General features: G+C 37.5%; 11 protein-coding genes. 1 reads left to right on the top strand and 10 read right to left on the bottom strand.

Features of this window, described 5'->3' with window-relative positions; all coding sequences use genetic code 11:
• Nucleotides 1–22 precede the first annotated feature (22 nt).
• From LMF89_RS08555 to LMF89_RS08595, 9 genes are all read right to left on the bottom strand, one after another.
• Nucleotides 23–2065: an OPT family oligopeptide transporter gene (locus tag LMF89_RS08555; RefSeq protein ID WP_229534675.1), complete on the bottom strand. Its 2043-nt coding sequence runs from the start codon at nucleotides 2063–2065 to the stop codon at nucleotides 23–25.
• Nucleotides 2066–2630: 565 nt separating this feature from the next.
• Nucleotides 2631–3065: an N-acetyltransferase gene (locus tag LMF89_RS08560; protein WP_229534676.1), complete on the bottom strand. Its 435-nt coding sequence runs from the start codon at nucleotides 3063–3065 to the stop codon at nucleotides 2631–2633.
• 66 nt (nucleotides 3066–3131) lie between these two features.
• Nucleotides 3132–3737, bottom strand: a complete 606-nt coding sequence (locus tag LMF89_RS08565) for a dienelactone hydrolase family protein (RefSeq protein ID WP_229534677.1) — start codon at nucleotides 3735–3737, stop codon at nucleotides 3132–3134.
• The gene (locus tag LMF89_RS08570) at nucleotides 3734–7396 is read right to left on the bottom strand and encodes a dynamin family protein (RefSeq protein WP_255711118.1); all 3663 of its coding nucleotides are present in this window, start codon (nucleotides 7394–7396) and stop codon (nucleotides 3734–3736) included. Before LMF89_RS08570 ends, LMF89_RS08565 begins: the two co-directional genes overlap by 4 nt.
• 365 nt (nucleotides 7397–7761) lie before the next feature.
• Nucleotides 7762–8796: a threonine aldolase family protein gene (locus tag LMF89_RS08575; RefSeq protein ID WP_229534679.1), complete on the bottom strand. Its 1035-nt coding sequence runs from the start codon at nucleotides 8794–8796 to the stop codon at nucleotides 7762–7764.
• A 1-nt stretch (nucleotide 8797) separates the two neighbouring features.
• A complete protein-coding gene (locus tag LMF89_RS08580) occupies nucleotides 8798–9241 on the bottom strand; it encodes a MarR family winged helix-turn-helix transcriptional regulator (protein WP_229534680.1) in 444 nt (147 codons plus the stop codon).
• A gap of 549 nt (nucleotides 9242–9790) precedes the next feature.
• Complete coding sequence (gene arsM, locus LMF89_RS08585) at nucleotides 9791–11026, bottom strand: arsenite methyltransferase (protein WP_229534681.1); 1236 nt, start codon at nucleotides 11024–11026, stop codon at nucleotides 9791–9793.
• An 81-nt stretch (nucleotides 11027–11107) separates the two neighbouring features.
• Nucleotides 11108–11551 carry a MarR family winged helix-turn-helix transcriptional regulator gene (locus LMF89_RS08590; RefSeq protein WP_229534682.1) on the bottom strand — a complete coding sequence of 148 codons (444 nt, stop codon included), beginning with the start codon at nucleotides 11549–11551 and terminating at the stop codon, nucleotides 11108–11110.
• A gap of 291 nt (nucleotides 11552–11842) precedes the next feature.
• Nucleotides 11843–12424 carry a TetR/AcrR family transcriptional regulator gene (locus LMF89_RS08595; RefSeq protein WP_229534683.1) on the bottom strand — a complete coding sequence of 194 codons (582 nt, stop codon included), beginning with the start codon at nucleotides 12422–12424 and terminating at the stop codon, nucleotides 11843–11845.
• 209 nt (nucleotides 12425–12633) lie between these two features.
• Between LMF89_RS08595 and LMF89_RS08600 the strand changes: the two genes are divergently transcribed.
• Nucleotides 12634–13821, top strand: a complete 1188-nt coding sequence (locus LMF89_RS08600; protein WP_229534684.1) for an MFS transporter — start codon at nucleotides 12634–12636, stop codon at nucleotides 13819–13821.
• A 510-nt stretch (nucleotides 13822–14331) separates the two neighbouring features.
• Here LMF89_RS08600 and LMF89_RS08605 read toward each other — a convergent pair.
• Complete coding sequence (locus LMF89_RS08605) at nucleotides 14332–14928, bottom strand: cysteine hydrolase family protein (RefSeq protein ID WP_229534685.1); 597 nt, start codon at nucleotides 14926–14928, stop codon at nucleotides 14332–14334.
• Between the last annotated feature and the right edge of the window lie 573 nt (nucleotides 14929–15501).

The following is a 15501-nucleotide window of genomic DNA, read 5'->3' on the forward strand; positions in this document are numbered from 1 at the left end:
GATGATACAGCTCCCTGATTCATTAATTAGTTTTAAATTTTACACTAACAATGCGATAAATAAATATAGCAATCATCGCAATAAATACGAGTAAGCCGAGCCAATCGGCTGTGGGGCCAAAATCCTTACCTACGATTGCCAGCGGCGAATCACTGCCACCGCCTGTTACTGAAAGTACAATAATAATGGCAATGATGACTCCCATTATACTTTCGCCAACTATCAGCCCAGACGCAAACAATACACCATGGCGGTTGCACTTCTCCACATCTTCTTCTATGTTTTTCGGACTCCGCTCAATCGCCCGATTACGTAGATAACGATTCACAAAATAACCCATGACAGCACCTATGATAAGGGGCACTTCCAAAGTAGGCGGCAAATAAATACCCATTCCTACAGCTAACGGCGGCAGACAGTATTTTGCCGAGTTCTTTTTCAATAGTACATCTACAATAATGATTGAAATCCCAACTCCCACGCCGAAAAGAATATAATTCCAATCCAAATTATGACTGAAAATCCCTTGGGCGATCGTAGTCATCAAAGTCGCCTGCGGTGCAGATAGGACTTGGCTTTCGTCCATTCCAGTGCGCGGCATAGCCCCGACAAAACCATACGCCTCATATAATAAATTCAATACCGGTGCAATGGCAAATGCTCCGACGACGCAGCCCACCAACAGAGCTACTTGCTGTTTCCATGGCGTAGCGCCAACAAGATAACCAGTTTTTAAATCTTGCAGATTATCGTTCGAAATAGCAGCAATACTGACAATCACGCTCGTCATGAATATAGCTAAAGCAATGGCGAATTTACTTCCTATTTCTGTGTCAAAAAGATTGACTGCAGTACCTATTCCAAGTACCACAAGAGAAGATACAATAATTCCTAAGATGCCGATCCCCGAAATCGGGCTGGCTGATGTTCCAATTAGTCCGGCCATGTAACCACATGCAGCAGCTACAAAAAATCCCATGCAAATAGAGATAGCAACACCTGTAACAACAAAAATCCCTGTGGTACCTGCTGACAGGTTCGCATCTGCAATAAAGGAATAAAATGTTCCCAGCAACCCAATAACAATAATACTCAAAACCATGGCTGTCGTTTTCGGAGACAAATCCGTATCCATGCGGTGCAAACTTTTTCCGGTTTCTGAACGACTCATAGCTTGTATCGAAATGCGCATACCATCTATGATTGGTTTTATAAGCGTAATCAGTGTCCATATTGCAGCAATCCCTATGGTACCAGCACCGATAAGGCGCACCTTTTGTGCCCATATAGCAGATGCAAACGCACTGGCACTCTGCCCAGCTGCCGGAGACATGACAGATGTAAGATAGGGCACAAATACGCCCCATGACAAAATAGTCCCTGCTAACATTGCCATACCACTGGCAATACCTATTAAATAGCCAGCTCCCAATAAAGCAGAAGAAAATCCGAGAGGCAGCTGCGAAGTAACCTTGCCGAAACTGAACCAATAGTGCACTCCCGACGAAATAGCGTGAAAACCCTCTGCACATAAACTGACAATAGCCGAGAAAATACCACCAAACATAATATCTTTTATACCATTATCTTTGGATCCCGCAGCATTACCACTGCCTACTTTCAAAATTTCTGCAGCTGCGAGCCCCTCAGGATAAGGCAAATCACTATTGACAATCATAGCACGGCGCAGTGGGATTGTGAACAACACGCCAAGGCCGCCGCCGCAAGCACAAATCATCAAAGTTTGCCAGAAAGCAAATCCTTGCCAATACCCGAGCATCAGTAAGCCGGGAATAATAAATATAACTGCTGAAAGAGTGCCTGCTGCCGATGCCTGGGTCTGAACCATATTATTTTCCAAGACATTGGAATCTTTAAACATTTTCAAAATTGCCATAGAAATAACAGCTGCAGGAATAGACGACGAAAACGTGAGTCCTACTTTTAAGCCCAAATAAACATTAGATGCCGTAAAAATGACCGTAATTATCATTCCCAGCAATATTCCCCGAAGCGTAAGCTCAGGAACATTTAGTTCATGACTCATAAAATCTACTTGTTTCATACCTATACTCCTCATCTAATAAGTTTTTATCCATCTGGTTTGGTCACACTTTCCTATAAAAAATTCAAGGGCAATTCCCCCAATCTATTACTGCGTTATCATACAAGTTCCTTGTTGAGGGTCGCAGTAAATTACATTATATTCTCACAAGGCTTATTTTACTCATTTTCTATATTTTTCCACAAAATCCTTCATTATTTTTATGTAACCGCGGCAATTTGATATAAAAATATGTTTAAAATTCTTCAAATCTAAGCCGAGGGAACCTAAAACGCACCTAGTCATTACTATTTTCAACTTCTATCTATATATATTCGAAATCGAAAAAACTAGTATTACATATTAAAGACGAATCTAGAAAAAAAATTTCTTCCTTTGTTCGCGCACAAAAAAAGTATCAGCATTACACTAATACCTCAAAAGACTCAAATCACTGTGCATAATCACGAGACCGACAATGGCGCCAATAATAGCTAGCGGCAGTGATAACATGATAGAAAAGGGATAATATTTTTAACATAGTGTAGAAGATAGCCCCTGTCAAAATGGGGCATGGAACCATCACCTAACTCATTCTATTCCAGAACATTGTATACTCTCTAAATGTAGAATCTTCATTGACCTGCACTGTTTGAAATTCAAAGCCACACCGCTTATAAAAGTCAACTGCACCAATATTGTCTACATAAACGGCTAATTCTAATTTGGGATATAAAGATTTACAGTGATTGATTAGCTTTAAGCCTATCCCTTGGCCCTGATATTCTTTCGCAACAAATAACGCCCCAATAAAAGAGTCGTTAATGATACTGATAAATCCCTTAATGACACTATCCTCTTTATAAACAAAGGTTTCCGATATCGGCAGGTATTGCTCTTTAACAACCTTATAGTTATCTATCCAGTATTTCTCTGGCAAAAAATTGTGAGCATTAATATTAGTCACAAGCCAAATATTCATAACTTCATCTATTTCAGATTTCTCAAATTCTTTAATCATACTTTCTCCTTATATATCTTTACATGTCATGTTCGTATTTAGTATGTATAAAAATCAGTATCAGCATTACGCTGATACTGATTTAACAAATAATAAAATCTCTTTACTGGCTATAAGAAGTGACTTATTGTTATAGTTTTTCGAAAATTGGTCCGCAAAACCATGTTTACCAGATAACTTTTTGACGCTAATATTATTTATTTCACTTAGTTGCATAATCAAATCATCTACGTCAAAAGATTTTTCTTCAGTAGGGAAAAACAATAAAGTGGGACATTGGGGTACTATTGCAATATTCTCTCGTATTCTTGAACCGTAAAACCCAACAACCAAATCACATAATCCTGTCTGACTACACAACCAAGCAAGAGTAGCCCCTATGCTATACCCGAGGACGTATATTTTTTTATAATTTGATCTCACGCTATAAAGAATTTCCTCTATCTGTTTCATAGCAATTTCAAAGCCGATTTTATTAATAAAATAACTATATGCAATTTGTTCTTGGTCATAGCGAAACATAATCCTGTCATTCAACAAATTAGGAACAATAATATCATACTTACGTTTTGATAATTCTTTACATACCTGTTTGATATGTTTATTAATCCCATAAATCTCATGAAGAACAATGATAAGTGTATTTGAATTATTCTTATGAATCAACATCATCCTTTATTAAGTTCTGTTAATCTTTGCTGGATCTCTATTAGCTGTTCGGCTGGAACTCCGCCATCTAAGGCTGAGAGCAAACTTAAATAAAAGTCATCAGCTTGTTCCGTCATGTGCGAGATTAATTGTTCAAACTCATCTTCCATGACATGTCCATATAGAACCTGTATCCTTTTTTGTTCATTCTGCAAATACTCATCTGCTGCAGAGCTCAGCACACGATACATCTCATCACTCATTAATTTGCTTTCATTTTTTTCAAAAAATGATTTTGGATTTTTAAAATAAGCCATTGCTTTCGAAAACAGCCCATACTGAATATCTTTGAAAGCGACTTCAAAATCAATTTGTGCTTTATTCTCAAATTCAAAAAGGGAAAAGGATAAATCCTGATTCATCTCAAGAATCCTTTCGACAAGCACTATCTGATACTCTGCTGTTATTTTTTCAGCAAAGCGATCCAGTCTTACAGTCGTTGCTCTCATTTCTTGTGCAAAGTCAAATCCAATTTGTTCGAGTAATTCGTCCAGTGCACTGCGCAAAACTTTTTTCAGGTTACGGCCATCATCGCGTAATACAGTAGGATTGAATGCTTCTTTAAAGAAATCAGTAAAACGTAAAAATACCCGCTGCTTGATATAATAAATTAATTCTTCTGTTTCCTGATACAGGCGGTTTTTTAAATCTTGTGCCGTCTGCTTAACAAGAATTGCGTGTATACCCGCTTTCTCGGCTTCGATATTTGCCCGCTTTTGCTTTTTAACTGCAGCATCTTCTCTGGTACTATCAATGAGCTTTGCTACTAAACGAGAAACGCGGTTTAGTTCATTGTTGGATGCTCGAGCCGCCAAGTTAGCCAAATCATTGGTAATAAAATGATAAAAAGCCTCCTCAAAAGCTGACATTCCTGAGACGGGAAGGGTTGTCCTTTCCTCTTTTTCTTTCAGTGCCTGTAAGCTTGATAATGGATATAAGTGAGGATTTCTGACTCCATATTTTATTAGCTGCTCGTGGACATATAGAGTAACGGTTTCCTTTTCTTCCTCGTTATCGGCCAAATCAATGGCATTTATAATAAAAAACATTTTATCTAATTGAAATGAATCCTTTACACGCCCCAGCTGAATTAAAAACTCCCGATCTGCTTTTGAAAATGCATGATTATAGTAGGTTACAAACAAAATAGCATCCGAATTTTTTATAAAGTCAAAGGCCACTCCTGTGTGACGGGCGTTAATGGAATCCGCCCCCGGGGTATCGACTAGAGTAATTCCACTCCGGGTTAACGGACAATCATAATACAGATCAATCCATTCGACAAAGCAGGATTTTTCTTCTATTGCAACATAATCACTAAATTCAGTTATCGTTTTTTGGAGTACTGTACCTAGCTGTTCGCTAAAAGCAGCATACCCACGTGTAAATGCCTGCAAAAAAGCATAATTTGTCTTCTCGGCTGCACCCTGCTGGCCCAAATGCCCATTGAGCTTTTCTATTTTAGTCCTTGCATCGGCTAAGCTCTCCCCATGAAGATCAAATAGTTTCAAGGCATGATTGACCTCTTCGAGCATCGCACCTTCCTCTTTAAGCTTAATGAGAACAGTCCCATGTGAATATGACTCATTGATCGGCTTAATTTTGTTTATTGCCGCTGTCATTGGATTTGGTGAAACAGGTAATACTCTTTCTCCGATTAACGCGTTAGCAAAAGAAGATTTACCAGCACTAAATGCCCCGAATAAGGCAACCGTAAAACCTTTATGATCTAATCTTTCCGCTTTTTCCTTCAGTTCACCTGCAAGCTTCTTAAAGCCAGGCAAACCCTGAACAAGCTGTACCGTCTTCTTCAATTTTTCAGCTGTCTGTTTCATCCGGTCTGAGGCGTTAGCGGGTAATGGAGTTTTTTCTTTTGGGATTGGCTTGTTCATCAGGAGACTCGATTTTTTCTGCACCTGCGGAGCCTGCCCAGTTTGCCCATAAACTACCTCAAATTCCTCTTCTTTTAGATCAAACAAATGAAAACGGTCATCCGTTGCCTCATTTGTCTCGATAAGCAGCATTTCGAGCGACCTTTGCTCAATACTCTCAGCTAACTCATATTTTTTCACCTGCTCAAGTGCGGCGATATATCGTTCCAAGCTTGCTGATTTTTGGCTTAATCGTAATTGGATGGCAGTATTTTTATCATGCAGGGCATTGAGTATTTCGATCTTAAGCTCAGCTAAAACGCTTTTAGCCAAAAGTTTAATTTCGGTTGCAACATTATCCGTGTAATTTATAACATAAGTGTCGGATAAACGGGCCCCCGTTTTTACAGCGGCAGCTAATAATTCACTTGAAAAATGAACAGTAAAGCTCTGGATTTTGGCAAGCAATTCTTTATTGTCGACCCGTTTCTCCTTTAAAAATCGTAACAGAAAATCACGAAGATGCCACTCTACCTGTGATTTTGTTTTTTCGAGTATACCCTGGTAAAAGAGATCCAGTCTTTCCTGTCTTTCAGCTAACGTTTTTTGTTTTGTAAACAGCCATCCAACCTTAAACTCGCTCTGACATGATTCAAGATAGCCCTCCGCAAGCGCCCTGGTTTCAAACGGCATCAAATAGGCATTTGCCATGATTTTATTGACCTCGGAATCAAATTCCCTTTCAGCCTTTTCGGGCCCCTCGCCTAAAGCGTTTTTCTCTTCACTCAGCCTGTTGTAATTATCTGCTAAGTCTTCCTGCTCCTTAACGGATAATTCATTTAAGATATCCTTGAATGGCTCTAGCTCAAGTTCATTCTTCTTCTTTGTTATATCCAAATGGTCTTTGATGATTTTTTGCAGGGAATGAGAAATAGATTGAAGGAGTAAGCTATCTTTCTCCTTTAACCGCTCCGCTAAAAAAGCCTGTAACTCAGAAAATTGATTATATTCATGGTCATCTTTTTTTAAAGAAGTATAAAAAATATCAGCCGGTTTTACTCCCCATGATGAGAATGATTCAACCACACTTGTTTTAAATTCCGAAAAAGAAAGTTCCTGATTGGAATGCTTATCAACTTGGTTAATAACAAGATAAACCTCTTTGCCGGCTTCTGTTAACTCTTTTGTAAACATAAAATTCAACTCTGATTGAACATGATTATAATCCATTACATAAAAAATCAGATCAGCAAGGTGAATGGCGGATTCCGTGGCAATACGATGGGCGTCATCTGCAGAATCAATACCGGGCGTATCCATAATAACGGTTTGACTTGGCAGCTGGGAATCTGAATGGCTAATTTCAATTGCCTGGATTTGGTCCCCATCCTTGCAATAGTTTTTTACCATTTCATAATCATAGGGAGCGAGATATAAACGAGGTTTGTCCTTTTTAAAAAATACCTTTACATACTCTTCTCCCGCTTTGACTTTTACAAGATTAGCACTGGTTGGAATAGGGCTTGACGGCAGTAAATTTTCCCCCACCAAGCGATTAATTATCGTTGATTTTCCTGCAGAAAAATGTCCGCAAAATGCAATGGCAAATTCCTCATTTACTAATTTACCTGCTAATTGCTTAACTTTGACCGCATTTTCTTGATCATTGTGTTCTGCTAAATATTCATAAGCAGCTAAAAGCTTCCCCTTTAATGATCGAATTGTCACTTGAAGATTCGCAGTTTGAATCATAACTAATTCCCCTTACAACAAACTTTATAATACGTTCTATTTTATACGATACAGCTACTAATAGGCAACGTTATGTTCTCTACTACGCGCAGTGTCCTACATTAATTATAAAAATCAAGATCAAGAAACCCGCGAAATTCGTGGGTTTCTTAATGATATATAATGTAAAACTTTATTGACTTACTATAGAGTTTACTAGATCTACTGTGATATCCAAATCCTCTGTCGCTTCAAAATTGTCATTAACAATTACACTTGTATATTGAAGTGCAGTACAAATGCTTCATGTTTTGCCTGTTCTGACGGAGTTGCCCAATTTACATTTATATTTCCTTTTCGATGTCTGGGACAGATAACCTGTCCCATTATAATGCCTCAATATCCTTTATCAGCATTTCAACATTTTTCTTATTCGTAGCCCAGCTGGTACAAAATCTCACAGCACTGTGTGCAGCATCGACTTTTTCCCAGAAAGAATAAGAATACTTTTCGCTTAATTCCATTAAAACTTCATCCGGCAAAATTGGAAACTGCTGATTTGTTGTAGAGTCATATCGAAAAGAAAATCCTTTTTTAGCAAATGCCTCCCGAATCATAATCGCCATATCCACGGCGTGCTTAGAAATTTCATCGTATAAGCCATCTTCAAATAAGGTTTCAAACTGAATTCCCAATAACCTCCCCTTAGCCAGCATTCCTCCATTTTGCTTGATAAAATACCGAAAATCTTTTTTCAAAGCATCATTTATAATTACTACTGCCTCACCAAACAATGCTCCAACTTTCGTTCCCCCTATATAAAATACATCACATAGCTTTGCAATATCTGCCAAAGATAAATCACTGCCTTTAGAAGCCAGACCATATCCTAATCTGGCGCCATCCATAACCAGCGGCAAACTACATTCCCGGCAAACTTTACTTAAAGCTTCCAATTCGGATCTACTATAAGTGGTTCCATTCTCGGTAGGGTGAGAAATGTAAACCAAGCCGGGCTGTACCATATGCTCATGATTGACATCATTCCAGTGAGCATCATATAATTCTTTTACCTGTTCTGCCTGAATTTTCCCATCATCACTCGGCAAAGTAAGTACTTTATGACCAGTAGCTTCAATCGCCCCAGTTTCATGTACTGTGATATGTCCAGTAATTGCAGCAACTGCGCCTTGATGCGGGCGCAAAATGGAAGCGATAATAGTAGTATTCGTCTGTGTTCCTCCAACTAAAAAGTGTACATCTGCATTCTCTGCATGACACGCTTTTCTAATACAAGCTCTAGCTTTTTCACAGTGTTCATCCATACCATAACCGGGTGTCTGCTCTTCATTGGTTTCCAATAATCGTTTCATAATTCGCTCATGAGCGCCTTCTGTATAATCACTTTCAAATCGTATCATCTTATATCTTCTCCAATCTATCCAATTTCTTCTGAATTAACAACATAGAAGCATGTATTTCTTTAATTTCTTTTTGTGATAATCCTTGTACTAATCTCACTATTTGTTCATCAGATTTTTCATTCAGCTGTTTATATAGCGCAGTCCCTTTTGAGGTCAAACTAATCAGACTGGTTCTGTGATCCAACGTGATTTTTTTCTTTATAAGCAGTCCATCTTTGTAAAGCTTGGCAATTATTCTACTCATGTAGCTGCGATCAATTTCCAGATTATCGACCAAATTGTTTGCTATACACTGCTCCATAATACCGATTTCTATAATTACCCGTGCCTCTGTTAAAGAATATCCAGTATCCAATACATGCCTATCTAATACCCCAAGTCTATTCGTATAAAATCTATTGAATCGCCTTATATCCGCTATAATATTATCATTTACATTCATTATACCCCTTCTTTTTAGTGGACTTAGTCAACTATCACAATAACGGATTTAATGGATTTTGTCAACATATGTTTTGATCTATGGGGACACGGGGATAAGTTGATAATCCCTACTAGCGATTAAATTGCTCCTATTCACTACTAAATTAAAGAGAAGCTATCGATAATCTGTTAATAAGGTAGATTATCGATAGCTTCCCTTTAATATTTGCTAGATCTTTATATTATGAACTATTTTACCAAGATACACTTCTGCTTCCGCATTCCTGTCCAATATAGCATTCTCTTAATCCTATGATACGCATCCTATCCCCAAATTCTGGAATGGGATAAAATCTTTATACTAACTGGAAGGTGTTAAGCACCTGTATTTTCTAAAGTCCCGCATTCATCGTTTTGTTCCCGATAGATTTTAAGGTTCTCTATATCATGTTGATATTGGGGATGTGGTTCTTGTAATTTTCCTATCACTCGTCATCGGTTGCTATGATTCTTCAATAAATTAATCGCTTTACTAAAATTTATATGCTTTTGTACTAATAAAAAAATTCTATAAGTCTAATTTCATACAAATACTTGTTGCTGGACACAAGTTACTTAATGCAGAACTTAACATGAGATCCCCCGGTATTTCCAAACGCTGTATCTTATAGAATCCCCAACGAGAGGCAAACCTGACAGCCGTATTTGTCATAATATATACTTCTTTTACCCCTAATTGACGTGATATTTCTAAAGACCGCTCAATTAAGGCGGTTGCAATACCGCGTTTGCGTAATTCTTTAGAAATTGCCATGGACCTTAACATTGCTCCATTTCCAGCAAATTCAATCCCAATGACTCCTATAACACCTTGGTAATCAGCTACTAAGAAATTCGCTAAATTTTCCCGTACACCAGAAGTTGTTAAGCCATTTTCCATTAAAAGGGTATGGATTATAGGTAAATCAGCTTCTAATGCAGTACGAATAACATATTCTTTGCCCTCTACAAACACATCAATTGGCTTCTTAGCTCGGACAAAAGCACTTATTAAAGACCCATTTAAATCTTGTCTTTCAGCTTCTGTTAGATCAGGAAAAAATACTGCTGCCTGCTCATCGTCAAAATCATAGTTTCGTGTGTTTAAGATTTCTATATCCGTAAAGCCTGCTGCCATAAGTTTTTCTTGATATTCTCGTTCCAGCAATGCTCCAGCGATACATCCCGCCCAAGCAGTTATATTTTTTTGTATAGTTACTGGCAATTCCCGGGTTAATACAATATCTGAGATAGCAAATCTTCCACCAGGCTTTAGCACACGATATGCTTCCTGTAAAACCTTATCTTTATCAGCGGAAAGATTAATGACGCAGTTAGAGATAATTACGTCTATTATATTATCTGATAATGGTATGGATTCTATGTGACCTTTTAAAAACTCAACATTTAAAATTCCAGAACGTTCTTGGTTTTCTTTGGCTACTGCTAACATTTCATCTGTCATATCCAATCCATAAGCTTTACCATAGGGACCAACTCTCTTTGCCGAGAGAAGTACATCAAGTCCAGCACCACTACCTAGATCAAGAACTACTTCTCCTGCGTATAATTGTGCAAGAGCAGTTGGATTACCACATCCAAAAGATGCCTTAATGATGTCCTCTGGTAATCCTTCGATATCATTGGTTTCATATAAGTTTCCTGTTACCGGGTTGTTATATGTAGAACTGCCGCAGCAACTCCGCTTATTAATAATAGCCTGCGCATATTTCTTTCTTACACTTTCCCTAATATCTTGTGTCATATATAAACCTCCAATTGATTTATTTAATAAGAGAATATGACTAAAGAATTTAACAACGATTCTCTCTTTATGGGTAAAACATTAGATACATTTTATGTTTTTTAGCATCTCTGAGAAGATTTCTAACCCCTCTATTACCTGTTTTCTTTTCTCTTCGGGTATGGATTCCAGAGTCTCAGTAAAATATATATCCATTCGCTGCTCAATGTTTTTAAATAACTCTTCACCTTTTAAATCTAATCTTAACATGACGTAACGACGATCATCTGGGTCTGCTTCCCGAATCAAACTACCATTGTTAACTAATTGATCCACGGTTCTACTTACTGTACTTTTATCTAGATTCAGTAATTCAGCCAATTCATTAACAGATATTTTTTGCTTCCTACCCGTTTCAACAATTACATGACATTGAGTTAATGTTACACCACAACATACTGCCTCGTCTCTTTCTAAGAATCCAAGTTTCCGGGTTAATAGCCTCGTACTTTCTTTGAGACGTTGGCTAGGATTAGTAAAGCTCATATAATGCACCTCCTATAAAGATCTTATCATATATAAGTTGCAATTCGCAACTGTTTCTTTTTCAAACTAATATTTTGAAAAAATAGACATTAGTCAATAATTTGACTAATGTCTATTTCCTTTACCACGATAAGAAATATGTCTATAACCACCCAAAAGTGCTTTTAATGGAATTATCCATAAAAATATATTGTTCGATATTTTACATCAGTCACTTCTTTCACTGGGTAGCCTCACCCTTCCCTTTCTGCCTAGAAGTAATATAACCGAACTATATATTGGCCATGCAAATTATCTCTTTGACTTAATGCCTTCAAAAGCATAGTTTATTAATACCTCTATAAAAGGTTCATCTAATTTTTCACCTGTTACTAATAATCGATAAAAAAGCGGACCATAAATTAGGTCAATGCTCAATTCAATATCCAAGTCTTTCTTCAATTCTCCTCGATGTACCCCACGCTCTAAGATACGCCTTGAATCAAGTCGTCGAGGGTTAAAATATCTTGATCGATATTCCTCTGCCAATTTTAAATCAAATTGTCCTTCTGCAATTAGCTCATTGATTACTTTTCCTTCTCTGCTAGTTAAAAACCTAGCTAAATTGGTAACTTGAATTACTACATCATTGATAACTGAACCTGTATCCGGCACCGGAAGCCTAGACGTAGCAGCAGATAGAAAGCTGTCCATAACAACCGCAGCTTTGTTTGGCCACCATTTATAAATTGTCGCTTTACTAACCTTTGCTCGTTCAGCAATTTTTTCTACAGTTACAGCTCCAAAGCCATTCTCCAACAACAAATCATATGAGGCAGCAAGAATGGCTTTTTCTGTTTCGACGTTACGGGGACGCCCTTTTTTCTTTTCCAAGGAAATACCTCCCTGTGTATTTTGTGTCCATTAAAACTATACGTACATTATACTAAATATCTTCTCGTAAGAAAAGAAAATATATCTTTACAATACTAAACGTTCAGTTTATAATATATTTATAGAAACCGAACGTTTAGTATTGTATTTAATTACATAATACCATATAGACGTAAAAGAAAAAAATGAACTAAGGAAGGGATTGTCATATGAATAACGTACGAACAGAAACTAAGAAAGTTCCAAACTGGATCACATTCCTGCTAGCAATTGCATGTGGGGTTATTGTTGCAAATCTTTATTATGCACAACCTTTAGTTGGACCTATCAGTGCAGATACCCATCTTCCTCTGGCGTCAGCAGGATTAATCGTAACACTGACCCAAATTGGCTATGTTTTTGGGTTATTATTTATTGTTCCACTTAGCGATCTTATTGAAAATCGGCGATTAGTTGTGTCAGCATTAGCAGTCGTTATTTGTGCATTAGTTGCAGCACCCCTGGCAAATAACGCGCTGTTCTTTCTTGCGGCAGCAATGTTTATCGGGCTAGGTTCAGTGGCAGCTCAAATATTGGTACCATATGCAGCCCATATAGCAACAGAAGAGCGGCGAGGTCAAGTAGTAGGTAATGTAATGAGTGGACTACTGCTTGGAATAATGCTTGCCCGGCCTATCGCCAGCTTTATTACTGATCTTTGGGGATGGCGGGCAGTCTTTACTCTATCTGCTGCCATTACTGCAATATTGGCTGTACTGTTAGCTTTAGTTCTTCCTGAGCGTAAACCTTCACCTACCATGAATTATGGCGAATTGCTTAGCTCCTTGTGGTCACTTTTTAAAACAAAGCCTGTTTTACGCCGCCGTTCCTTATATCAAGCTTGTTTATTCGGCGCTTTTAGTCTGTTTTGGACAGTAATACCGTTATGGTTAGTTAGTGATTTCCATTTGTCACAGCAAGGAATTGCTTTATTCGCCCTTGCTGGTGTGGCCGGCGCCATAGCAGCTCCTATCTCGGGAAGATTGGCCGATAAGGGATGGACAAAAATATTGACGGGTGTGGCAATTGTAATTGCGGCTTTATCTTTTTTACTTACTCATATATTTGAAGATCATTCAACAATATCTTTAGCTATGCTAGTCGTTGCAGCTATTACGTTAGATATGGCTGTATCCGGCAATCTAGTTCTCAGTCAGCGTGCTATTTATTCACTAGGAAGTGAAATACGTGGGCGCGTAAACGGAATATTCATGGCTGTTTTCTTTATTGGTGGAGCGATCGGATCGGCATTAGGCGGCTGGGCCTATGCTTATGGCGGCTGGATGTTTGCATCAATTTTAGGACTAAGTATGCCAGTTGCGGCATTATTATACTATTTCACAGAAAAAAATATTTAATGTATATTGGCAGACATTCTTTTCAAATCCGATTTTTAAGTGAAAAGCCACAACCCCTCAATTTTCAAGGGTTGTGGCTTTTCACTATTTTCAACAATACGCTTCTCTCTCACAATCTTAAAAAGAATGACCGTATGAGTCCTTTATTTATCTATCTTTAACCGGTTTTTAATTCACTTCTATGACTAGCTTTGTGCCTCATGAATTTCCTTCCATGACATGACAAACTTCATAATCAATCTCCAAATAGACATTAGCCGATAATTTTTGACTAACGTCTATTTTTCACACCATTCTAGAATCGACTGCTACCTCTGACCTCGTTATATGCGAAATCTAGATATCAGTATATTAAGCAAGATCGCCCTCTGTATCATCCTTATAATGGCTCATATAACCAAACAACCTTCCTAAAAACAAACCTGTACACAAAGCACCCAAAATATAATACCTCTTTGATACAAAAGCTCTCTGTCAAAACCTCACTATCACTTACCAATGCTTCTCTAATTAAAAATCTCCACTATATTCATCCTCAATTATCTTTACTACTTGATCAGTGCAGACAACTTTGCAATACTCATTCTCTAAATTTGCCAGAGACATAGTATGAACTTCATCAGCGGTTCTGATTTTCCCTGTATAATCAGGCTTAGCAAAAGTAAATGTTGCATCTTCCACCAAATGAGTATTAAATCCTAGGTTGCCTGCCATTCTTACGGTAGTCTCCACTGAATTATTTGTAATGACTCCAAACACAACTAGATGTGAAATATTTGACTCGCGGAGAATCGCCTCTAGATCCGTTCCTATAAAAGCACTATTAACATGTTTAATAATAATTAATTCACCCTCTATGGGAGAAACACACTCCTTGAACTCGCATCCAATATCACCAGAACGATACGTTGAATTAGGTTCCTTTGATTCATGCTTTACGTGAATAATTTTACGCCCTGATTGTCGCCATTTACTTAGTAGTAATGACATATTTTCTTCAGCTTTAAGATTATTTCTACTTCCATACTTAGACCATTCTGGGTGATCTATAGCATTTTGCACGTCAATTATGATCAATGCAGTTTTTTTAGGTAGCATAATATTCATGAATCATCCTCCGGTTACGGTTTAAAGTTAGTTTTCACTATTTTCATATCAATTCGCCATTTTCCATATTTATCCTCCAAATAATTGCAGTAAAGACTCTGTTCAGTCCGATATAAGTACATCGGTAGTTAGTTCCTTCTATAGGATTCTTCACAAACCCCTATTCATCACACCAAGTATCTTTAAGTGTCAATCTTAAACTGTTTCCTCATAAGAAAATTAATTAGCATTTGACCTTTACGCTCAACAGTTTGTTGCTTATTACTCTGTAGCCATGTTTTATAAAAAAGGGCTTTGCAGTAATTGAAACTTCTGTTGTAATAATCAATAAAAGTACCCGCCCTAAACAGTGGGATAGGGGTATTTGGAGTGTAGATGATTGGTCATGATACTTTACAAAAAAGTAAAATTACCATTTTCATATAAGTAATATATTCCCATAAAATCAATAGAACTCCTGCAAATTGATACAAAATTGAGCAAGTTTTTTGTGGGTTCCCTTATTTATATGCTATTGAATTTTCTCCTATAGCCTTTGAATTTTTCTGTAATTTTTATACTACTGTATTATCG

The sequence above is a fragment of the Pelosinus baikalensis genome (assembly GCF_020819555.1).
GTDB classification, from domain to species: Bacteria; Bacillota; Negativicutes; order DSM-13327; family DSM-13327; genus Pelosinus; species Pelosinus baikalensis.

Coding starts and splice junctions, on each gene's coding strand:
- LMF89_RS08605 (WP_229534685.1), bottom strand. CDS start 14,928: ATGAATATTATGCTACCTAAAAAAACTGCATTGATCATAATTGACGTG.
- LMF89_RS08575 (WP_229534679.1), bottom strand. CDS start 8,796: ATGATACGATTTGAAAGTGATTATACAGAAGGCGCTCATGAGCGAATT.
- LMF89_RS08590 (WP_229534682.1), bottom strand. CDS start 11,551: ATGAGCTTTACTAATCCTAGCCAACGTCTCAAAGAAAGTACGAGGCTA.
- LMF89_RS08600 (WP_229534684.1), top strand. CDS start 12,634: ATGAATAACGTACGAACAGAAACTAAGAAAGTTCCAAACTGGATCACA.
- LMF89_RS08580 (WP_229534680.1), bottom strand. CDS start 9,241: ATGAATGTAAATGATAATATTATAGCGGATATAAGGCGATTCAATAGA.
- LMF89_RS08570 (WP_255711118.1), bottom strand. CDS start 7,396: ATGATTCAAACTGCGAATCTTCAAGTGACAATTCGATCATTAAAGGGG.
- LMF89_RS08565 (WP_229534677.1), bottom strand. CDS start 3,737: ATGATGTTGATTCATAAGAATAATTCAAATACACTTATCATTGTTCTT.
- LMF89_RS08560 (WP_229534676.1), bottom strand. CDS start 3,065: ATGATTAAAGAATTTGAGAAATCTGAAATAGATGAAGTTATGAATATT.
- LMF89_RS08555 (WP_229534675.1), bottom strand. CDS start 2,065: ATGAAACAAGTAGATTTTATGAGTCATGAACTAAATGTTCCTGAGCTT.
- arsM (WP_229534681.1), bottom strand. CDS start 11,026: ATGACACAAGATATTAGGGAAAGTGTAAGAAAGAAATATGCGCAGGCT.